The following is a 21,082-nucleotide window of genomic DNA, read 5'->3' as shown; positions in this document are numbered from 1 at the left end:
GTCTAGTGCGCGCTCATCACGTGCTTGATCCGGGTGTAGTCCTCCACCCCGTAGGCCGACAGGTCCTTGCCGTACCCGGAGTATTTGAACCCGCCGTGCGGCATCTCGGCAACCAGTGGGATATGACAATTGACCCATACGCAACCGAAGTCGAGTTCGCGAGTGAACTTTTCGGCGGTCTCGTGGTCCTTGGTCCAGACACTGGAGGCCAGTGCGTAACGCACTCCATTGGCCAGACGGACGGCCTCGTCCGCGTCGTCGAAGGATTGGACCGTCAAGATGGGTCCAAAAGTCTCCTCCTGGACGATTGAATCGTCCTGCCGCACACCGGTGACGATGGTGGGCTCGATGAAGAAGCCCTTGTCGCCCCAACGTTTTCCGCCGGTCACGACCGTCGCGTGTGCGGGCAAGTTCTCGAGTTTCTTGGTGACCGCGGTGAAGTGGTTGATGTTGTTCATCGGCCCGTAGAAGCTGTCAGCGTCATCGGGCAGGCCCGGCCGCAAGGTCTGTGCCGCGGAGTTGAGGGCGCTGACGAACTTGTCATGGATCGACTGGTGCACGATCACCCGGGTAGCAGCCGTGCAGTCCTGGCCGGCGTTGAAGAAGGCGGCTTGCGCGATCCCGGTGGCGGCCTTGTCGATATCAACGTCGCCGAACACCACAACCGGTGCCTTACCGCCGAGTTCGAGGTGGCTGCGTTTGAGCTGTTCGGCCGCCGAGGCGGCGACTGCGATACCGGCCCGCACCGAGCCCGTGATCGACACCAGGCCAATGGCGGGGTGACTCACCAATTCGGAGCCGGTGGCAGCGGTGCCCAGCACGACGTTGAAGACGCCGTCGGGCAGGATGCCCTTCGTCAAACGGGCCAGCACCAGTGTGCTTTCCGGTGTGGTGTCGCTGGGCTTGAGGACGATGGTGTTTCCGGCCGCCAGCGCGGGGCCGATCTTCCAGATCGCCATCATGAACGGGTAGTTCCACGGTGTCACCTGCCCGACGACGCCAATGGGCTCGCGCCGAACGTAGGAGGTGAACCCCTCCATGTACTCGCCGGCCGATTTGCCCTCGACGAGTCGTGCCGCACCGGCGAAGAACCGGAGCTGGTCGGCGCTCACGGTCACCTCTTCGGCGGCGATGACGGCTTTCGGCTGCCCGGTGTTGCGGCACTGGGCGTCGACGATCTCGTCGATGTGTGCCTCAATGGCATCGGCGAGTTTGAGCAGCGCCTGCTGCCGGACGCTCGGCGTGGACTTACCCCAGGAGGCGAAGGCGCGTTCGGCGGCGGCCACCGCCGCATTCACGTCGTCGGCGTTGGACACCGGGGCGCGGCCCACCAACGATTCGTCGACTGGGCTGATCAGGTCGATGGGCTCGGAGGTTTTCAGGGACAAAGAATCGACAAACTGGCCGTCGATGTAGTTCTGGAGTACTGAGTCCGGCATATCGCACGTCCATCCGTCGAGGGAATCCGTCTAAGCACGTCAAGAAAGCACGCAGACAACCAGTGTGCGCTGAGACACATGCCTGATCATCCGACAATTCCGGGAATCTTCGCGGTGTTTTTCACCATTCTGTACAGTCCCGTGAGGTGAGTGTTCCGGTGCGGTGGGTGATGGATCAGCAGGACCTGAAACTCACCCTTAAGGGCGGCGCCGAGGGTCTGGGGCGCGAGATCAATCTGGCGCTCACCACAGAGCTCGCCGACCCCGCGCAGTGGCTATCCGGTGGAGAGTTGGTGCTCACCACAGGGATTGGTCTACCCGCGAGCACCCGCGAGCGGCTGCGCTACCTACGGGCGCTCGACGAGAATGGTGTCGCCGCATTGGGATTCGGTACCGGACTGACGTTCGATGAGGTGCCACCGGAATTGGTGACGGCCGCCGACGAGCTGGGTATGCCGCTGATCGAGGTGCCGCTGCGCACCCCGTTTGCCGCGGTGGTCAAGGCGGTGAGCACCCGCATCGCCGAACTGGAGTACGACGCGGTGCTGCGTGCGTCGCGGGCTCAGCCCCGGATTACCCGAGCGATTGTCAATGGTGGTGTGCAGGCGGTCACCGCGGAACTTGGACGGTCGCTGCGGGCCAGTGTTGTGGTGTTGGACTCGGGCGGCACGGTGATCGCGAGCCATCCGCGCAATCTGGATGTCGCGACGATCAATCTGGTCCGGGGTGCGGTGACGCCGGGCGCGTCGGCCGGTGCGCAACAACTGGATCCGGGAATCGCGGTCGCGCAACAGACGATCGGCGTGGGGGGTACGTCGTACGGGGTGTTGGCTGTTGTCAGCAAGACGCCGTTGAGCTTCGTGGACCAGGTGTTACTGGGGCATGCAAACTCCTTGTTGGCCCTGGATTTTGATAAGCCGTCGCGGCTGCAGGACGCACAGCGCCAGTTGAACGGGCAGGCCTTGGGGCTGCTGCTCGGCGATGCACGGAACCTGGACTCGGTGTGGGCGCAACTCGCACAAGCTGCCGACGGGCGTGGGCGGATCCGGGTGTTGGTGGTGGATGCGGAATCCCCGGTGGCGCTGCGGCGGGTGCAGCCCGTAGTCAACCGGGCCATGGAGTCCGCGGGCCACCCGGTCTTCGCGCATACCTCCGAGTCCCAGCTCACCGTCGTGATTCCGGGGTCGGAAACTGCTGAATTTGCCCGACAGTTGTTCGCGGAGGTGGACGGGCGCACCAGGAAGGGTCTGCGGGCGGGGTTGAGCGGGGCGCATCCGGTGGGGCGGCTCGGCGATGCGGCACAGAATGCGAAGCTCGCAGCGTCGGTGTCCGAACGCGGCGGGGCGCCGCTGGAGTTCACCTCGTTGGCGGGTAGCGCACTGTTGTCCTTCGGTGCGAGTCGTGAGGTACTGGTCGCCGTCGCGAACGCGACCCTGGCGCCCGTCGCCGAGCATGACGTCACCCACAGCACCGAACTGATGGCGTCCTTGCGGGCCTATCTGGAGGCGAACGGCCATTGGGAATCCGCGGCCGCCGCCGTCGGCGTCCACCGCCATACGCTGCGCAAACGCATCGAAACCGTGCAGTCACTGCTGGCCTGCGACCTCGATATCGCGAGGGTGCGCGCTGAACTGCTGCTGGCGATGCTGGCGGGAACGCCGAGCGCCGGGAACTAAACCAGGACCGCGAATTCGCAGTGCGCTGGCTTACGGTAGTGCTACCTTATTTAGAACAGGTTCCAGTTTCGGGGTTATTTATGCAGGTGAATAGATCGTGAGCGCCATGGTTGAAGCGTCACCGGTGCGGCCAGCCGCCGTGCCATCGACCAGGCGCCAACATGAGCAGTACAAGCGCATGCTCGATGCGGCCGAGGAACTCGCCATGACGCGCGAGCTCGATCACGTCCAGATGCACGATGTCGCCAAACACGCCAACGTCGCCATCGGCACGTTGTACCGATATTTCCCGACGAAGCGTCATCTGTTCGTCTCGGCTTTGGTGCGTGAGTCGGAGCGACTTGTGGGCCGCATCCCGTTGTCTCCCGATGGGGAGGAAACCGCGGCCGACCGGGTGGGCGAAGCGCTGGTACGGGCACTGCGCGGATTGACACGGCGCCGCATGCTGGCGATCGCCATGATCAGGTCCTCGAACTCGGCGTCACTGGCCGAGGTGCCCGATCTGATGCAGGTCGAGAAGCGGTTCCATGAGCTAATATCCGAGGTCGCCGGTCTTTCGGACCCGACCGATGAGGACGAGGCCGTGATCCGACTGCTGGTGCACCAGTGGTTTGGCTGTATTCAGGTGTGTCTCAACGGCGGTCTCACCGTGGCGCAGGCGGAGTCCGATCTGCGTCGGGCGGCCCAGTTGTTGATGCGGTGGACGAGCGTTAGGTCCTGTTAGTTCGCTTTCAGGGCCGCCAGCGCGGCGTCGATGGCGAGCTCGGGGACATTGATTGTCTTGGACCCCAGGTCATGACGCGCGCCGGTGATCTCCACGATTGTCGCGCCGCCCGGTATCAGAACCGATGCCTCCGTGAGTTCCGCGATGGTGCCGAACGCATCCGAGGTGCCGTGGGTGAACACCGTGGGAACCTGGATGCCGGGCAGATGCTCCGTGCGCAGCCGGTCGGGCTTGCCGGGTGGATGTAGCGGGTAGGAGAACACGGTGAGAACGTCGATGATCGGCCCCTTTTCCGCCACGAGCATCGAGGTTTGACGTCCGCCGTAGGAATGACCGCCGGCCAACAGCGGGCCATCCACCAGGGTGCGGGCCTTGTTGATCACCTCGGCAATGCCCGCGCGGTCCTTGTCGGCTGACGAGGCCGAGGGGGGACCGCTTGGCCGGTTGCGCCGGAACGGCATGTCGAAACGTATCGCCAGCCAACCGTGTTCGGCCCATGCCGTGCACAGCAGACGCAACATGGGCGAGTGGCAGCTGCCCCCGGTGCCGTGGGTCAGCACTACCGCACCGTGGGGGTGTCCGTCGGGGTGGTGGGCGATTCCGGCGATATCCGGAAGTTCCTCGGTGCTCACGCACTCAGCTTAAGGTTCTTCGCGCAGATGCTCATCGCAGCCTGAACAGGGCCGATACCGGGCCGTGGCCACGGCCAAGGGGGTAGGCCGCTCGCAGACACTCGGTGATCCACCGTTTTCCGAAGGCGACGGCTTCGATCACAGAAAGTCCGTGTGCCAGTGCACAACTGATAGATGCGGCGAGGGTGTCCCCGGCGCCGTGGTCGTGTCCGGTGTCTACCCGTTCGACGGGGAAGTAGTGAAACTCGGTGCCGTCGAAGAGCAGGTCCGTGCTGGTGTCGCTGGATCGAAGGTGCCCGCCCTTTACCAGAGCCCACCGCGGGCCGAGGGCATGGAGTTTTCGCGCGGCTTCCCTTTGGGACTCCTCGTCAACGACGTCGATGTCCACCAACAGCCGTACCTCGTCCAGATTGGGAGTGACGAGCGTTGCCAGCGGAAAGAGTTGTTCACGGATGGCATCCAGTGCGCTCGGGTGCAGCAGCGGGTCGCCGTGCATGGATGCGCACACGGGATCGACGACCAGGGGGACATTTGTCGCCAGCCGCGACCATGTCTCCGCGATGGCCTCGATGATTGGCGCGGAGGCCAGCATCCCGGTCTTGGCGGCCTGGATACCGATATCGGTGATCACCGCGTCCATCTGCGCGGCCACCACGTGTGGTGGGATTTCGTGAAAATCCCTGACACCCACCGAGTTCTGGACGGTTACCGCGGTGACGGCCACGCACCCGTGCACACCGAGCAGCGCCATGGTGCGCATATCGGCTTGGATACCTGCCCCGCCCCCGGAGTCGGACCCGGCGATGGTCATCACTCGCACCGGGGTAGCGCCCGGCTCCGGGATGGGGAGGAAGGCAGCCATGCTCACGCGATCGGCAGATAGACCCGGTTGCCGTGCTCGGCGAACTCCGCGGACTTCTCTTCCATGCCGCGTGCCAGCATCGCGTCGATGTCTTCCTGGGTCTCCAAACCGTTCTGGGCCGCGAACTCCCGGATATCGGCGGTGATGCGCATCGAGCAGAACTTCGGGCCGCACATGGAGCAGAAGTGTGCCGTCTTGGCCGGTTCGGCGGGCAGTGTCTCGTCGTGGAACTCCCGGGCGGTGTCCGGGTCCAGCGAGAGGTTGAACTGGTCATCCCAGCGGAACTCGAAGCGCGCCTTGGACAGTGCGTTGTCGCGCAGCTGGGCGCGCGGGTGCCCCTTGGCGAGGTCGGCGGCGTGCGCGGCGATCTTGTAGGCGATCACCCCGTCCTTGACGTCCTTGCGGTCCGGCAGCCCCAGGTGTTCCTTGGGGGTGACGTAGCAGAGCATCGCGGTGCCGGCCTGGGCGATGATCGCCGCCCCGATGGCCGAGGTGATGTGGTCGTAGGCCGGAGCGATATCGGTGGCGAGCGGGCCCAGCGTATAGAACGGGGCCTCTTCGCAGAGCTCCTCCTCGAGCTTCACGTTCTCGACGATCTTGTGCATCGGCACGTGGCCGGGGCCCTCGATCATCACCTGCACGCCATGGGATTTCGCGATCTTCGTCAGCTCGCCGAGGGTGCGCAGCTCGGCGAACTGGGCCTCGTCGTTGGCATCGGCGATGGACCCTGGACGCAGGCCGTCGCCAAGCGAGAAGGTCACGTCATATCGTGCCAGGATCTCGCACAGCTCCTCGAAGTGCGTGTACAGGAACGACTCCCGGTGATGGGCCAGGCACCATGCGGCCATGATCGAACCGCCGCGCGAGACGATGCCGGTGACGCGCTTGGCGGTCAGTGGCACGTAGCGCAGCAGCACGCCGGCGTGCACGGTCATGTAGTCCACGCCCTGCTCGGCCTGCTCAATCACGGTGTCGCGGTACAGCTCCCAGGTGAGCGCGGCCGGGTCGCCATTGGTCTTCTCCAGCGCTTGATAGATCGGCACCGTACCGACGGGCACGGGGGAGTTGCGCAGAATCCACTCGCGGGTCTGGTGGATGTCCTTACCGGTGGACAGGTCCATGATGTTGTCGGCGCCCCAGCGGATGGCCCACACCATCTTCTCCACTTCCTCGGCGATCGAGGAGGTGACGGCCGAATTGCCGATGTTGGCGTTGATCTTCACGCCAAAGGCCTTGCCGATGATCATCGGCTCGCTCTCGGGGTGTTTGTGGTTGGCGGGGATCACGGCGCGGCCCATCGCGACCTCACTGCGCACCAGTTCGGCGGGGACACCCTCGCGGACGGCGATGAACTCCATCTCGGCGGTGATCTCTCCGGCACGGGCGCGCTGCAGCTGCGTGCCGCGATCGGTGACGATGCCGGCGCGCGGTGGCAGGCCCTTCTGCAGATCGATGGTGGCGCCCGAGTCGGTGTACGGACCAGACGTGTCATACAGGTCCAGGTGCTCACCGTTAGTGAGGTTCACTCGGCGTTGCGGCACGCGCAGGCCACTGTCGAGGTCCTGGTAGATCTTCTCGCTGCCCTGGATGGGGCCCGTGGTGACGGTCTCCGGAGTACGTGACTGATCAGGCATTTTTCTTCCTCCCTACGCCGGCATTACCCGGTCAGGTTCATACGGTCGACGGCCCTAGCCGTCCTCTCAGCGCACTGGTGCGCGCTCCCGTGTTTGTGTATTTGGGGCTGTTCGTTGACGAACACTGGCCACGCTACTCGGTAGGTCACCGATTTCTCCGCTGAGTGCGAGCCTCACGCGGATTTCCGGCCAGATTTACGCGTGAGGCTCGCACTCGAACCGCGTGAGGCATGCAGCCAAGTCCGACCTGACAGACGGGGACCGAAGGTTTTGGGAATATAGTTTCCCTTGCTAAAGTTATGCGCGGTGGTATCCAGCGACGGCCGGGCTGGGGTGCCCTGCTGGCCGCGTCGGTGGAGAAGCGCGCAACAAGGGTGACGATGACTGATTTGATGACACAGACCGACGAAACACCTGCGGATGTCGAGACCGCACGACGTCGGCTGCGGGTGGATCGCGACCATCCGCACTACAAGTGGGTGGCGCTGTCGAACACCACGCTGGGTGTGCTGCTCGCGACCATCAACTCGTCGATCGTCTTAATCTCGCTGCCGGCCATCTTTCGCGGGATCGGTCTGAACCCCCTCGCCGCGGGCAACGTGAGCTATCTGCTGTGGATGCTCATGGGCTACCTGCTGGCTTCCGCGGTTCTCGTCGTGTTGTTCGGCCGCCTCGGCGATATGTATGGGCGGGTCCGCATTTACAACATGGGCTTCGTCGTCTTCACCGTCGCGGCGGTGGTGCTGTCCTTCGACCCGTTCCACTACGGCGGGGGTGCGGTGTGGCTTATCGCGTGGCGAGTGGTGCAGGGGGTGGGCGGTGCCATGCTGATGGCTAACTCGTCGGCCATCCTGACCGACGCCTTCCCGTCCACGCAGCGTGGGTTGGCGCTGGGGATCAACCAGGTGGCCGCGGTGGCAGGGTCCTTCCTTGGGCTGCTGATCGGAGGCGTGCTCTCCGAATGGGATTGGCGCGCCATCTTCTGGGTGGGTGTGCCACTGGGCCTGCTGGGCACCGTGTGGTCATATCGCTCCCTCGTCGAGATCGACCAACCCACACCCGGCAAGCTGGACTGGGCAGGCACCGTAACCGTTGCGCTGGGGCTGACGGTGCTGCTCACCGGAATCACATACGGCATTCAGCCATACGGCAATTCGAGCACCGGATGGGGTAACCCGCTGGTCTATGGATCGCTGATCGCCGGTGTCGCGCTGCTGCTGTTGTTCTGCGTGATCGAGTCCCGGGTGGCCGACCCGATGCTGGACATGCGGCTGTTCAAGAACCGTGCGTTTGGCCTGGGGAACCTGGCCAACCTGCTGGCGTCGGTGGGTCGGGGCGGTCTGCAATTCATGCTCATCATCTGGCTGCAGGGCATCTGGTTGCCGTTGCGCGGATACAGCTATGAGTCGACGCCGTTGTGGGCGGGAATCTTCCTGCTGCCCATGACACTTGGCTTCCTGCTGGCCGGGCCTATCGCCGGTGTGCTGTCGGACCGCTACGGCGCCCGGCCCTTCGCCACGGGCGGCATGGTGCTGTCGGCGGTGACGTTCCTGGCGCTCATCGCCATTCCGGTGAACTTCAATTACTGGGCCTTCGCGGCCCTCATCTTCCTCAACGGACTGGGATCGGCCATCTTCACCGCGCCGAATACCGCGGCGATCATGTCGAGCGTGCCCGCGCATCAGCGCGGCGCGGCCTCGGGAGTGCGTGGCACCTTCTTCAACGCGGGCAGCTCGCTGTCCATCGGAATCTTCTTCTCGCTCATGATCGTCGGGCTCTCCTCCACGATGCCCGCCGCGATGCAATCAGGGCTGACCGCCCAGGGAGTGCCCGCCTCGACCGCAGCCGAGGTGTCCAGCCTGCCGCCGGTGGGCAGCCTGTTCGCGGCGTTCCTCGGTTACAACCCGGTCAGCGAATTGCTTGCTCCGTCAGGTGTTCTGGACCACCCGGGAGTCAACGCGGCCGAGTTGACCGGGCAGTCGTTCTTTCCGAATCTCATCACCGAGCCGTTCCATGCCGGACTAGTGGTGGTGTTCGTGGCCGCCGCACTGATGATGGCGGTCGCCGCTCTGGCCTCGCTGGGTGCCGGTGGCAAGTACGCCCACGCAGACGACTGAGCTAGCTACTATCTGCCCATGGCAACGTGGGGGATATCCGGTCCGGTGGATCTGCTGCGCCGTACGGGGATCTTGTGGTGGCGCTGCTGGCCGTGGCTGGTGGCGATCTATCTGGTCGGCTGGCTGACCCGTTATGGTGCATTGAAGCTAGCCATCTTTGTGTCCGTACATGTCGGAGGCCTGTGGGGTGATCTGGTATTCCCACTGGTTCCGCTGGCCCGGCTGCTTACCTACGTCGCGATGTTCTGGGTGGTGCGTGGCGCAGTGACAAACGCCAGGGCAAGTTGGACAGAAGCGACCACCACCGTTCTCCGGGCCATACTTCCGGTGTTTGTGCTGTTTACGGCATGGAAGCTTCATCTGGAGGACCGTGCCGGGTATCTCAACGTGCGATATCTCGAGTACTACGGCTCGACTATGGACGGTCTTTCATCGGCTAAGACAAGCGAACAGATCGGCCAGTACTTGAGTCCGACGGACTGGCGTATCTACGCCGTCATTGCTATCGCATTCACGATGAGGATGCTGCTGACCCGATTCAGGGACAAATTGCCCACCTGGACACAACTGCTCGCTCTGTACTTGGAGGCGACATGGGTGCTCCTTCTGGTAACGGCTGCGGCCGACAAGCTGTTTGGCACTCCGGAGTGGATCAAAGAGCGCCGTGTTGTCGTGTGGTATTTGGACCACAAGGAGAGTCTGCTCGCGAATCTTGGCCCATTCAGACACCTTTGGGAGTCAGCGACGCAATTCGCCGCTGCCGCGATACCCGCGGTCCTCATACCTTTGACATGGATTGCCATTGCGGCAGCGATTTACGGGATTCAGGCGATGGGTACCTGGTCGACGAGTGGACATGCATTCCTCGGCGAGAAACACGCGACCCGAGTCGCCAACGCAGGTCAGTCGGTGATGGGGCGAGTCCGGCCGCGGTGGTCGCGCGTTCCGTCGGGAATTCAGGCACGAACTACAGAATTCGCACGCGGCTTTCTTGGGATATTGGAGAAGCTGGCGGACTCTATTCGCGTGACCTTGCACGGTGGTCCGCTGATAGTGGCGACTTATGTGTTCGCGTTCATGTTCCTGGTGTTTCTCTACCCGTCAGGTTCCTACTACGAACCGCAGGTCGGGGAGGGTTTCGTCTGGCGCGCAGCGGTCAATCTTCTTGGCCCGCATGAACTCTCATGGTGGTCCGTGTATGGCCAAGTGTTCATCGTCGCGATTGGTTCGTTCATCGAGCCGGTGAAGGTCTGCTTGGTAGCGGCAACATACGGATATTGCCTCGAGCGGTACAGCCTGGCGCACGCTAGCCAGGCGGAGACTCGAAACGCACTACCTCGTTGATATCCGACTTCGACTTACGGATGGTGACTTCCAGGCTCAGATCCGTCGCGTCGGGCGGGACCAGCCCGACCACCATGAACGGACCGGGTTCGGCGCAGAACGTCCGATAGCCCGTCCGCTTCAGGGAATCCTGAATCGAGAACATTGAGACATGGTTCTGTTTAGTCCAGCGACGACCGCGCCGGTCCACGATTGCGACGTCGCAGGAGACCTTCTCGACATCCTCGGAAGACAGCTGGTGGCCGGCTTTAGACCGGTCAAGCACGAGTACCACGGCTTTGGTGCCCTCGGGAATCGGACTGTCGTACTTTCCAGGCTGTGGCGGATCGACCCGCCGGAGCTGCCAGTCGATGCCATCGACCGTTGCGGATTCGCCCGGCCGCACGACGAGAGCAGGCCGCTGGCTGTCGATGTCTCGCTCCCGGCGGGGTTGAACAATGAGGAACCAATACGTGGTGAGGGCTAGTGCGATCACCAGGAACGCCACGCCGTTACGCCTTAGCCAAGTCATTCCGGGAACTTTCCCTCGTAGAGGTCGATGACGTCCCGATGGACAAGCGTGGAGATCGGGATGCCGATGTCCAACTGCGTGTCGATACCCCATCCGCGGGTGGCTCCGATATCGGCGTTTTTGACCCCGGGCAGGCTCCTGACGACAAGAGACATGGACTGCGGAGATTCGGGCACATCGAACACCAGCGCCGTACGCTCAGGAATCCCAGGCTGATTGAAGAGCTTCGCCCTGGACCTGGTGGCCTCGATTCTCAGGTCGTCGGCGTCGAGATACATGATGTGGTTTTGCACTGTCGTCAGGGTTTCGTAGACGACGTCCAGCACGATCCACCGCCCCTGGGTGCGCTGTGTGAAGTTGTCGCGGCGGTCCTTGAATGTGTACCTCACCGCCGATGCCGAGTATGCGCCCCGAACAGAGATCGCATCGTTTCTTCCGCGGGCCTCATCAGACGAGCTGCCATGGACGGTAATGGGGCTGTAAGACTCTTGGAGGGTAGAAACGTTGGTGTACAACGTGATTGCGCCAGCGAGCAGCAGTGCACTCAGAGCGGCCGGTGCGGTCTTACTCGGCATGTTCATGAGTCGCACTCGCGAAGAGTGGTGTGGAGAACGCCGTAAGACGAATTTTTAGGAGTCTTCCAAGACTCGGAGCCCGCTGCGTCAGGTTTCCATTCGAGGTCGTTCAACCGGATGGTGATGTTGTCCCCAGGGCGGATTCCCGGTCGGACGAAGGGGATTCCCCAAATGGCAAGTAGCTCAACTGTTTTTCCTGGAGGAAGTGAATACATTCTTCCGGAACCGGAATCCGAAGCGTATTCACCGTAATATTTGAACTCTGACGGCATGGTGAGAGTGAATACCTCGCGGTACACCGTCGAACTGTTCTTTCGTTCGTCATCCAGGGTGACGTTGATCTTGTCGGTGTTCTTGACCGTCGCGGCCAGTGCGATGATCTGGTAGGTGCTCGCCTCGTACGTGAAGCGCCTCATTATCGTGGGGTCGAGCCTCGAGGCCGGGCAGATCGCAAATACGGCGCGTGGGGTGATCTGCAGCGGCCCGTTGTCGTAGACATTCCCGAGCTCGATCGGGGTCGCAGGATCAGCCTGATCCAGTCCTCCGAATCCTGCGGTCAGGCCCAGCACGCCGACAACGGCCACGCGCCATAGGTTGTTGAGCGAAAAGCGGTCGAGAAAAGACCGCTTCTGCGGTTCATCGGGCTCGTTGTTCAGCCCGGCCGCTGGTCCGTCCCCCGCCATGCGCAAATCATAAAGGGCGCATGCGGCGAGAAGATGGGAAAGTTCAGTCCAGCGCCGCCTGTGGGTCTGGATCGTCAGCCAGCTAACTGGCCCCAGCTTGACTGCAAGTAGGTCAGGCAGACTGCGCTTGGGTAGCGTGTTGCGATGTGACCACTGAGGGGGGATCTGCGCCGACCCAGAGTTGGCCAATGGATGAATTGATCGCGCACCGATACTGGGTACGACGCCTCAAACCGTTCCCGCATGTCACCGTTCAGAATGTATTCAACCAAGCGTTTTACGACACTCTCGAAGACCACTATCGGCACATCGCAGCCGACGGGACCAAGTTCAACACCAACACGCCCGGATACGACGCGTCGATGGCGCTCGTTCGCGACAATCTCGATGGCCCACTCGCGGTGTTCACTTCCCGCGCGTGGCACGACATGATCGCTGGCGTTGCTGGTGTCGCATGCACCGGCGATGTCTCGGCGAGCCTGCATCAGCACCAGCCCGGCGGTAACGCTGGTTGGCCGCACAACGACCTAAATCCTGGTTGGTTCGCCGGGCGCACGCCGAATGACACTGAGACCAGGTGCGAAGGTACCGACGGTGTCGATTACCGCACAGGCAAGCGACCCGGTGGTGTCGAGGCGCGTGAAACTGTTCGCGCGGTAGCGGTGCTGTTCTACCTGGCGAACCCGCGTTGGGAGCCCGAAGACGGCGGCGAGACTGGACTTTTCGCCAGCCTCGCGGCCGCCCAGCGTCGTGACGGTCTGCGGGTTCCACCGCTCAACAATTCGATGGTGATGTTCGAATGCACACCTTTCTCGTGGCACGGCTATGCGGGGGCATCGCGCAACGAGCGCAACTGTGTGGCGATGTGGCTGCACCGACCGAAACAAGACGTCATCGAGACGTTCGGAGAGGCAAGCATTGTCTACTGGTGATCGCCGAGTGTGCCTGCTCACCGGAGCCGGCGGGCTGCTGGGCAACGCATTCTGTAGCGCGTACGCCGGCGAGTACGACATTCTCGCGGTGTGCAAGACGCGCGTTCCCGGGGTTCCGTCTCAATACGAGTCCTACGTCGACCCGCTCGAACCAGATGTGCCGTACGCCGCCGCATCCGTCTATGTCGTCTACGCGGACCTCTGCGACGTCCACGACGTCGAGCGGGTGGTTGATGTCGCACTGGCTCGTTATGGACGAGTCGACCTCTTGGTGAACAACGCGGCATACATGGGCAGATACACAAACACGATGATCGATGGCGATACGGCCCTGCTCGATTTGGTGCAGCACATGCAAACCAATGTCATTGCGCCACTGCGGTTGTCGGTCCTACTGGCGCAGCAGTTCTGGGCCGGCCGGGCATCAGAGAACCGTGCAGCTAACCGCAACATCGTCAACGTCTCAAGCACCGCCGGATCGAAGATGTACCCGTTTCAAGGGCAGGCCGGTTACGCCGCGTCGAAGGCAGCGCTCGACGCATTGAGCGGACACATGGCTGCCGAATTCGACTCTTTCGGGGTGCGTGTGAATGTCATAGCGCCAAACTCTTTCCCCGCCCTCGTGAGCACTGAGAGTGTCGTCGAGGCCGTTGTCGAGCTTGATCGCGGCACTGCGACCGGATCCACCGTGCCGGTCGACATATAGATGTCCACGCTGTGGAGATCGGCCAGTCAGTGGTTCCGCGACGGCGTCATCCGCGTCGAGTACCACCGCCGGCCGCCGTCAACACAATTCGAGCCTGCGACGCCAACCTCGCAGCACTCGGGCTCTCACGAACCCACTCACGTAGCTCGGCGCGTTGCTTACAGCACTAGCCGTCCATCTCCGGATTGTCCGTTTGCTTCCGAGCTCCACCTTCCGCCGGCGACTGTCGGCGCCGAGCACTCCCGAGTGCCCACGCGATTGCCATCAGCACGATGCTGGCGGTAGTCACCGAGTAGACGATCATCCGGGCGTTCCGCCCGCTATCCACATGGGCGGTGCGGCCGGGAATCTGGATGCCGACCTGGCTGTTGGGGAGCTGATCTGGCGGCGGCAGCTCGTAGGTAAGTGCGGCGACAGGATCGATTACGCCCCAACCCGTGGCCAGGTTGGGGCCCGAACCGGGGGTGCGGGCGGTCCGCTTGATCACGTCCATCACCTGGCTGGCGTTCAGATCCGGTCGATACGCGCGGATCAAGGCGGCCAGCCCGGATACAAAGGGTGCGGCGAAACTCGTGCCGTTGATGGGGGACAGGGCTCCTTGTTGGTCCGGCTCCGCGTTGATCAGTCCCGGACCGTTGGCATCGAGTGAGGTAATTCGCTCACCCGGTGCGGCGACGGCAACCCACGGGCCGCGCAGGCTAAAGTCCGCAGGTAGTGCCTCGGTCGTAACTGCGGCGACGGTGAGAACGTAGCTGTCGAACCAGGCCGGGCTGGCGACAGTGTGCACCGTGTCCCAGGCATTGGCCACTGGCCGGTTCGGATCAGTCATGCTGTTCTGAACCGAACAGAGCCCACCCTGTCCGCCTTGTTTGCTGAGGTTACCTGCGGCCGCGACCACCACCACGTTCCTTTCGAACGCGTAGCGCACCGCCCGACCTAGCGCTGCGTCGTCGGGTTTTGCGCTCGCGGGAGTACATGCCGCCATGGATAGGTTGATGACCGTGGCGCCCAGATCGACAGCCCGGGTGATCGCATACGCCAGCGTCGTAGTGTTGCCGTATCCGGTCGACACCGCGTTCACATCGTTGCGTTGACCACCGCCGGAACCGGCGACCGAAAAGACAGCACTATTTTGTCGAATTGACAGGATGGTCGCCTCGGGGGCCACACCGGCGAACAAGTCATATGGGCTGGGTGAGCCCGCGATGATCCCGGCGACCAGCGTGCCGTGGGAGTCGCAGTCCTGAAGTCCGTCGGTGTGCGCGACGTAGTCGCCACCGCCGTCGAGGAATGGCAGGCGCGGATGTCGGTTTACCCCCGTGTCGATGACGGCCACCTTCTGGCCCGCACCCCGCGTGTACTGCCAGGCTCGTCTGTAGTCGAGCATGGCCTCAGCGGCCATCTGGACAGAGAAATCGGTGTGCGCAAGTACCCCGGTCGGAATCCCGCAGATGGCTTTCTGCTCAGTGGGCTCTAATGGCCCCACCTGGCCGCTGGGGGGTGGCCCCGGCTCGACCACTGGGGGCGGAATGGCCGCCGCCAGTGGGCTGGTGTTCCCCGCGAGGATCACGAGCACGGACACGACGGCTCCCAACTGCCGCAGCCCCTTCACCACCAGGGACCTAGATATTCGTAGACGCCGAGTTCCCACAGCCCTACCGGGATCAGTGCCCCGACGGCCAGGTAATCCAAATACCCCAACAGCGTCGTCCGCGCAGAGGGCAGCGTCGGTCCTGGCTGGGCAGTGAGACCAAGGACGACGGCACCGACGGCAATGGCAAGCAGCACTCCCATGGAGGCCAGCGGCATCGGAAGGACGCCATGTTGCGAAATGACACACGTGATGACAGCAAGGGCGGTGGCCGGCAACGCTAGAGCGATCCGTTCGGCCGAGGTACGCGGATGACGGCTGCGCAGACCCAGCGCTACGGCGCATGTCAGTGCAAAGGCGAAGACCTGCCACGCTACGACGCCACTGTCGCGTAGTAGCACCGTGGCCGCAGCAACCGCGGTACCGGCGAAACCCAACAGCAGCGCGGACCGGGTTAGCGCCGCTTGGTGGACGCGTGCCCAAACCTGTTCCGCGGTCGGCATGTTTGTTCCAGAGTTGGTGGTATCGGCAACCTGGGGCGTCTCCGTCGGGAACGGATTCTCCAGGGCCCATTCGTCGTCGGAGCGTTCCGCGTCGACTGCAGCGGTTGGTGCTTCAAAATGATCGATACCGACGGTCAATCGGGGCACTGCCGCGCACATCAGGATGGTGACGATTGCCGACACCACGCACACTATGTCGGTGCGCACGCCGATCGAATGGATCAACACCGCGACCCCGCACAGGCCAGCGGCTAACGAACTGGCCAGGAATATCCAATGGCCGGTGCCGATCGCTCGGTAACACACGTAATTGGTCAGCAATAGCGCCGCGCACGCTCCAGCGAACCCATAATCCCCAAAATCGGTGAGCGGTGCTCCGACTAGGGTTGCGCTGATGGGGATAGTGGCCGCACCGAGCGCTACAGCGACATTGTCGAGGGCAAAACTACGGTGTGCGACCGCGGCGAAGGTCGTTAAACCCACCAACGCGATCACGCCCAACCCGCTCATGGTCGCGCGCTGCACCTGCGACAACGGCTGAATCAACAACAGCGCCAGTGTAATTGCGCCGAGGTTTGCGCCCACCAGGCCCATCCACCGGGCTGAACGCGAATTCCATTCGGCGTAGGCGGCCTTGTTCAACTGGGCGGCAGCGTCGACGACGTCGTCATACAGCGTCGGCGGGGACAGCGCCCGCTGCGACGACAGTCGGAGCAATTCGCCATTGACAACCCCGGCCTCACGCAGCGTCTTGTCCGGGCGGATCTCGACGCCGGTGTCGAACCGGCTGAGTACCCCAAATGTTCGGCGTTCTTCTTTGCCGCGCGAATCGTCGCTGGGCGCTGCGTCACGGGAACGGACCAACTTGGTCAGGTCCGGAATGAAGCTGGACACCGGGAGGTCCAGCGGTAGGCCGATATCGAGCTGCGTGCTGCCGCCGAAGACCGACACCCTGATTTGCTCAGGTTCGGCCGAAATCACCCGGAGGCTATTCGATTCATCGAGGTCGTTCATAGGTCCTGCATCGTCGATAGTTGGATCACGCCGCTCTTCATGCTGCGAGAGACCAGCATTCCTCGGCCGGGAGGCATTTGAGACGGCTTGTGCCCAAACAGGGCACCCTCCTCTCGAGAACCGCTCATCACCAGAGCATTACAGGACAGGTCGCGCAGCCGCCCGATGAACGCGTCCATCATGGCGCGCCCGGCACCACCACTGCGTCGGGTGACGATGACTCGCAGCCCGATGTCCCGTGCCTGCGGTAGATATTCGATCAGCGGGCCCAGTGGATGGTTGAGGCCGCCACCTCCGATGAGGTCGTAGTCGTCGATCATCACGAAGAGGTCCGGCCCCGACCACCAGGATCGGTCTTTCAACTGCTGCTGGGTTATGTCACTCGGGGGCAGCCGGTCCTTGAGCGAAGCAGCTAATCCTGTCAGCAGCTCCGAACAGGACTGCGACGCCGTCGCATAGCCACCCAAGTAGTCGTTGTCGACCACTCCAAGCAGCGAGCGCCGATAGTCGATGAGGATGATCTTGGCCTCCTCCGGCGTGGCGTTCTCCATCACCCCGGCCGCGATGTTCCGCAGTAGGCCGGACTTGCCGCACTCGATGTCGGCGAGGGCCACCAGGTGCGGTTGCGTATCGAAATCGATAACGACGGGCTGCAGCTCTTCCTCGTTGATGCCAATTGCGATGCGAGACTTGCTCAGCATCCCTGCCGACCGCGCGGCCTGGACGACCATGTTGCGGTCCACGCGGTGCGGCAGCATGCGCACCCTGGGCGCCTGTCGGTTGCCGTAGTGGGCGCGTATCGCCTCCACTGACGCCGACACCCCGGCGGGAAGGCTCTCCACATCGGAGTCCGAATCCAGCCGCGGCAGCGCGACCAACAGGTGCAGCCGCTCAGGTGTCATACCGCGGCCGGGCCGACCCACCGGAACCAGCTCGGCGAACTTGCGGCCCACGTCACTGTCGAGCGGATCACCGAGCCGCAACTCGATGCGGGTACCGAGCATGTCCTTGACGGCCGCACGGATCTCGAACCAGCGGGTCGCTGAGATCACCAGGTGCACACCGTAGGACAGACCCTGGATGGCCAGCGCCTGCAACGTCGGCTCCAGCAATTCGAAGTCGCTGCGGATCGATGCCCAGCCGTCAACGACCAGGAACAGGTCGCCGAACTTGTCCTGGCTCAGCGGATCCTGTGCGGCAACCTCCGGCGGCAGCGTGGCCAGGCGTGCCTTGCGCTGGCGGAAGTCACGCATCGACTCGATGCCGAGGTCGCGGAACAGCAATTCTCGGGAGCGCAGTACCCCGGAAACCTCGGCGACGGTACGCCGGATTCCGTCGGCATCCATGCGGCCTGCCACGCCGCCCACATGCGGCAGATTGGCCAGGCTGATCAGGGTGCCGCCACCGAAGTCCAGGCAGAAGAATTGGATCTGCTCGGGGGTGTGGGTCGCGGCGGCTGACATGATCAGCGTCCGCAATGCCGTCGATTTTCCAGACTGGGGGCCGCCGACGATGGCCATGTTGCCCTGGGCGCCGGCGAGATCTACCGCCAGCACATCGCGCCGCTGGTCGTAGGGGCGATCGACCAGGCCCATCGGCATCCACAGGCGCCCGTTCAAGTTCTCCGGGGCATCCCAGTTGGGCACGGGGAGCAGCTCGTTGACCGCTGGGCTCTCGTCCAGCGGCGGCAGCCAGACCTCGTGGGCGGGGCGTCCGTGTCCGCGCAAACGTGACACGACCATATCCAGCAGGGTGACCTTGGTGGGCGATGATGACGGCGCGGGGCTCTCCGGGGCGTCGATCTCCGCAGGCGCCATTGGGGCTGGAGCCTCGTCCTTTTTCACTGGGCTCGCGGTGAACAGTTTCGGCGCCAGCTCGCCAAGCTTGGTGGCGCGGCCAGTCTGGACCGACCGCCGTGGCCGAATGTATTCCCCGGAGACGTAGCTGGCATTGAACCGAAGCGGTTCGGAGGCATCGCATTTGAGGAACGCGGAGCCCGGGACGCTGGGCAGGTGGTAGGCGTCGGGCACGCCCAATACGCTGCGCGACTCGCTGGCAGAGAACGTCTTGAGACCGATGCGGTACGACAGGTGGGAGTCGAGCCCGCGGAGCTTACCTTCCTCCAGGCGCTGCGAAGCCAGTAGCAGATGGACGTGCAGGGACCGGCCGAGGCGGCCAATCATCACGAAAAGCTCGGCGAAGTCCGGCTTCTGGGAAAGCAACTCAGAGAACTCGTCGACGATGACGAATAGCGCCGGCAGCGGCTCAAGCTCTGCACCGTTGGCGCGAGCGCGCTCGTATTCGGTGACGTTCGGGAAGTTGCCGCTCTTGCGAAGCAGTTCTTGGCGGCGGTTGAGCTCGCCGGCCAGGGCGTCGCGCATGCGGTCGACGAGGATCAGTTCATCTTCGAGGTTGGTGATGATCGCGGCGATGTGTGGAACCCCCTCAAGCCCCAGGAATGTGGCACCGCCCTTGAAGTCGACCAGCACAAGATTGAGTGCATCTGGGGAGTGGGAGGTGATCATCGACAGAACCAGCGTTCGCAAGAACTCCGATTTACCCGAACCCGTCGCACCGATGCACAGGCCGTGTGGCCCCATGCCGGCCTCGGCGGACTCTTTGATGTCGATCTCCAGTGCCAGGCCGTTGGGTGTGTAGCCGATCGGTACCCGCAGTCGTTCGCGCGGTGTGCGCCGACGCCAAACCTCCTCGGGCACGATCTCGGCGGCGTCGGGAATCTTCAGCAGACTCATCAGGCCGGGGTCCTCGGCGTTGCGGCTGTCGGACTCCAGGTTGACGATGTGCGCTGCGCTGGCCAGCCGGTAGCGGCCGATGCGTCGGGCGGTGGCCTCAGCTTCGGCGACGGTGATGGTGTCCGGGGTGGCGAACCGCTCGACCCCGACTGCGGTCCGGGCGCCGACGTCGTCGCCCTCCACTACCAGTTGCAGAGCTCGTCGGGCCGCCGCCCCCTCCGCGGGGCCGTTGAGCTGCAGCACGGTAACGCCGTCGAGGCCCGCATCAGCAGACAACCGATCGTTGCCAGTGATGTAGCCGTCGTCGAGCACGACGACCAAGCGTTTGAGCCCCTGCGGCAGCTCGGAGTTGCGGGAGAACCGTCCACGCTGGGCGAGGTCGTCGGCTAGCGAGCGCTCCAGCAACTCCAGCGTGGGGTACAGCATTCGCATCGGCCCCAAACCGTCACGAGTAGTCGGGTGCTGTGCATGTGGCAACCACTTGACCCAACTCCAATTGTTGCCATCCGGGTTGGCTGTCACCACCGCTACCTGGACATGGTCAGGCCCATGGAAACTACACAGCTCCAGCAACATCGAACGCACCAGTTGCTGAGCGAGCTTGCGGTCGCCTTCGAAGGAAATGACCGGAAACGACCGCAGGGACACTGCGGTGGGTAGTGCGTGCACCACCGAATGGGTTTTGACATAGCGGCGCAGCGCCACCGTGGACACCGGCTCGAGGTCCTCGGGCGGGCCGGTCTCGGGCGCCAGCAAGCGAGTGGCAAGTCGATGCGTGCCGATCCCGACGCGGACGTGGCAGAAATCGGTATCTCCTGGGCGGCGTTCCCACATCCGGATGGTCCCGACGACGTCGGCGAGTGCCCTCGGGTCTGGGTGGCTCCATTCCAGGGCCGTACGCTGTTCGTCGCCGGTGGTGTCCGCGTCGTCGCGCAGGTTCGCGAGGTAGCTGAAGTAGTCCTTGCGCTCCTCGTTGAGTTCTGCCGCGGCCTTGCCTTGCCGCTGACCGCCACCCATGAACATGCCGGCCATCGACATGATCATCATCATCGGAAATATCATGAACATCGGGTTTTTGGTCATATCGCGGCCACCGACGGTCACCATTAATGCGATCATCCCGACGACCGCAACGATCATCACGAACGGCATCAGCTTCATCAGCAGATTGCCGGGAATCACCCGTGGCACTTCAGGGGGAGGCTGGAGGTTCACCTCGCCCCCGGGCATTCGGGGCGGCTGCATCCGTGTGCGACGCACGAAACCCTGGGTGCTCACCTCTTACTAGCTCCTCCCCCCCGGCAGGTCCGCGACGGTCGTCTACGGCGCCCTTCGGTATTGTCAGCAGCTTAAGTGTCGCAGGCGCGACAATATAGCCAGAGGGGG

General features: G+C 63.4%; 16 protein-coding genes and 1 riboswitch. Of the genes, 6 read left to right on the top strand and 10 right to left on the bottom strand.

What is annotated here, in order from left to right; genetic code table 11:
• Nucleotides 1-2: 2 nt before the first annotated feature.
• Nucleotides 3-1,439 (bottom strand): gamma-aminobutyraldehyde dehydrogenase, encoded by a 1,437-nt coding sequence (locus tag B4394_RS11795; RefSeq protein WP_078307636.1) that lies wholly within the window; start codon nucleotides 1,437-1,439, stop codon nucleotides 3-5.
• A 158-nt stretch (nucleotides 1,440-1,597) separates the two neighbouring features.
• Here B4394_RS11795 and B4394_RS11790 point away from each other — a divergent pair, with 158 nt between their 5' ends.
• Nucleotides 1,598-3,115 carry a PucR family transcriptional regulator gene (locus tag B4394_RS11790; protein WP_078315187.1) on the top strand — a complete coding sequence of 506 codons (1,518 nt, stop codon included), beginning with the start codon at nucleotides 1,598-1,600 and terminating at the stop codon, nucleotides 3,113-3,115.
• A 106-nt stretch (nucleotides 3,116-3,221) separates the two neighbouring features.
• Nucleotides 3,222-3,839 carry a TetR/AcrR family transcriptional regulator gene (locus B4394_RS11785; RefSeq protein WP_078315143.1) on the top strand — a complete coding sequence of 206 codons (618 nt, stop codon included), beginning with the start codon at nucleotides 3,222-3,224 and terminating at the stop codon, nucleotides 3,837-3,839.
• On the opposite strand, the gene B4394_RS11780 is transcribed toward B4394_RS11785, so the two are convergent.
• From B4394_RS11780 to thiC, 3 genes are all read right to left on the bottom strand, one after another.
• Nucleotides 3,836-4,471, bottom strand: coding sequence for an alpha/beta hydrolase family protein (locus B4394_RS11780; RefSeq protein WP_078315142.1), 636 nt, complete (start codon nucleotides 4,469-4,471; stop codon nucleotides 3,836-3,838). The genes B4394_RS11785 and B4394_RS11780 overlap by 4 nt on opposite strands.
• Nucleotides 4,472-4,502: 31 nt before the next feature.
• Nucleotides 4,503-5,333: a bifunctional hydroxymethylpyrimidine kinase/phosphomethylpyrimidine kinase gene (gene thiD, locus B4394_RS11775; RefSeq protein ID WP_139360133.1), complete on the bottom strand. Its 831-nt coding sequence runs from the start codon at nucleotides 5,331-5,333 to the stop codon at nucleotides 4,503-4,505.
• A 2-nt stretch (nucleotides 5,334-5,335) separates the two neighbouring features.
• Nucleotides 5,336-6,967 (bottom strand): phosphomethylpyrimidine synthase ThiC, encoded by a 1,632-nt coding sequence (gene thiC, locus B4394_RS11770; RefSeq protein ID WP_078315141.1) that lies wholly within the window; start codon nucleotides 6,965-6,967, stop codon nucleotides 5,336-5,338.
• A riboswitch (TPP riboswitch) is annotated at nucleotides 6,960-7,068 on the bottom strand. Its footprint overlaps the gene before it by 8 nt.
• A 279-nt stretch (nucleotides 7,069-7,347) precedes the next feature.
• Here thiC and B4394_RS11765 point away from each other — a divergent pair.
• Both B4394_RS11765 and B4394_RS11760 read left to right on the top strand, forming a co-directional pair.
• Nucleotides 7,348-9,084, top strand: a complete 1,737-nt coding sequence (locus tag B4394_RS11765) for an MFS transporter (RefSeq protein WP_078315186.1) — start codon at nucleotides 7,348-7,350, stop codon at nucleotides 9,082-9,084.
• A gap of 45 nt (nucleotides 9,085-9,129) precedes the next feature.
• Nucleotides 9,130-10,428, top strand: coding sequence for a hypothetical protein (locus tag B4394_RS11760; RefSeq protein ID WP_286142046.1), 1,299 nt, complete (start codon nucleotides 9,130-9,132; stop codon nucleotides 10,426-10,428).
• Here B4394_RS11760 and B4394_RS11755 read toward each other — a convergent pair.
• The 3 genes from B4394_RS11755 to B4394_RS11745 are packed head-to-tail and all read right to left on the bottom strand — an operon-like array spanning nucleotide 10,391 to nucleotide 12,197.
• Nucleotides 10,391-10,939, bottom strand: a complete 549-nt coding sequence (locus B4394_RS11755; protein ID WP_078315139.1) for a hypothetical protein — start codon at nucleotides 10,937-10,939, stop codon at nucleotides 10,391-10,393. The two genes, B4394_RS11760 and B4394_RS11755, sit on opposite strands and share 38 nt — an antisense overlap.
• Complete coding sequence (locus B4394_RS11750; protein ID WP_078315138.1) at nucleotides 10,936-11,520, bottom strand: hypothetical protein; 585 nt, start codon at nucleotides 11,518-11,520, stop codon at nucleotides 10,936-10,938. Before B4394_RS11750 ends, B4394_RS11755 begins: the two co-directional genes overlap by 4 nt.
• Nucleotides 11,517-12,197, bottom strand: coding sequence for a hypothetical protein (locus tag B4394_RS11745; protein ID WP_078315137.1), 681 nt, complete (start codon nucleotides 12,195-12,197; stop codon nucleotides 11,517-11,519). The genes B4394_RS11750 and B4394_RS11745 overlap by 4 nt, the downstream gene beginning before the upstream one ends.
• Nucleotides 12,198-12,385: 188 nt before the next feature.
• Between B4394_RS11745 and B4394_RS11740 the strand changes: the two genes are divergently transcribed.
• Both B4394_RS11740 and B4394_RS11735 read left to right on the top strand, forming a co-directional pair.
• Nucleotides 12,386-13,129, top strand: a complete 744-nt coding sequence (locus B4394_RS11740) for a 2OG-Fe(II) oxygenase (protein WP_078315136.1) — start codon at nucleotides 12,386-12,388, stop codon at nucleotides 13,127-13,129.
• Complete coding sequence (locus B4394_RS11735) at nucleotides 13,116-13,835, top strand: SDR family NAD(P)-dependent oxidoreductase (protein ID WP_286142045.1); 720 nt, start codon at nucleotides 13,116-13,118, stop codon at nucleotides 13,833-13,835. The genes B4394_RS11740 and B4394_RS11735 overlap by 14 nt, the downstream gene beginning before the upstream one ends.
• Nucleotides 13,836-14,001: 166 nt before the next feature.
• Here the strand turns inward: B4394_RS11735 and mycP are convergent, their stop codons facing one another.
• From mycP to eccCa, 3 genes are read right to left on the bottom strand one after another with little or no spacing between them, the layout of a single operon-like run.
• Nucleotides 14,002-15,447 carry a type VII secretion-associated serine protease mycosin gene (gene mycP / locus B4394_RS11730; protein WP_078315185.1) on the bottom strand — a complete coding sequence of 482 codons (1,446 nt, stop codon included), beginning with the start codon at nucleotides 15,445-15,447 and terminating at the stop codon, nucleotides 14,002-14,004.
• Nucleotides 15,444-16,943 carry a type VII secretion integral membrane protein EccD gene (gene eccD / locus B4394_RS11725; protein WP_078315134.1) on the bottom strand — a complete coding sequence of 500 codons (1,500 nt, stop codon included), beginning with the start codon at nucleotides 16,941-16,943 and terminating at the stop codon, nucleotides 15,444-15,446. The genes mycP and eccD overlap by 4 nt, the downstream gene beginning before the upstream one ends.
• Complete coding sequence (gene eccCa, locus B4394_RS11720; protein ID WP_176138306.1) at nucleotides 16,940-20,974, bottom strand: type VII secretion protein EccCa; 4,035 nt, start codon at nucleotides 20,972-20,974, stop codon at nucleotides 16,940-16,942. The genes eccD and eccCa overlap by 4 nt, the downstream gene beginning before the upstream one ends.
• Nucleotides 20,975-21,082: the final 108 nt, after the last annotated feature.

Origin of the sequence: Mycobacterium sp. D16Q16 (assembly GCF_002013745.1) — a bacterium.
GTDB lineage: Bacteria > Actinomycetota > Actinomycetes > Mycobacteriales > Mycobacteriaceae > Mycobacterium.
Note: the sequence above shows the minus strand (reverse complement) of the source record. Positions and strands in the feature narration are given on the sequence as shown.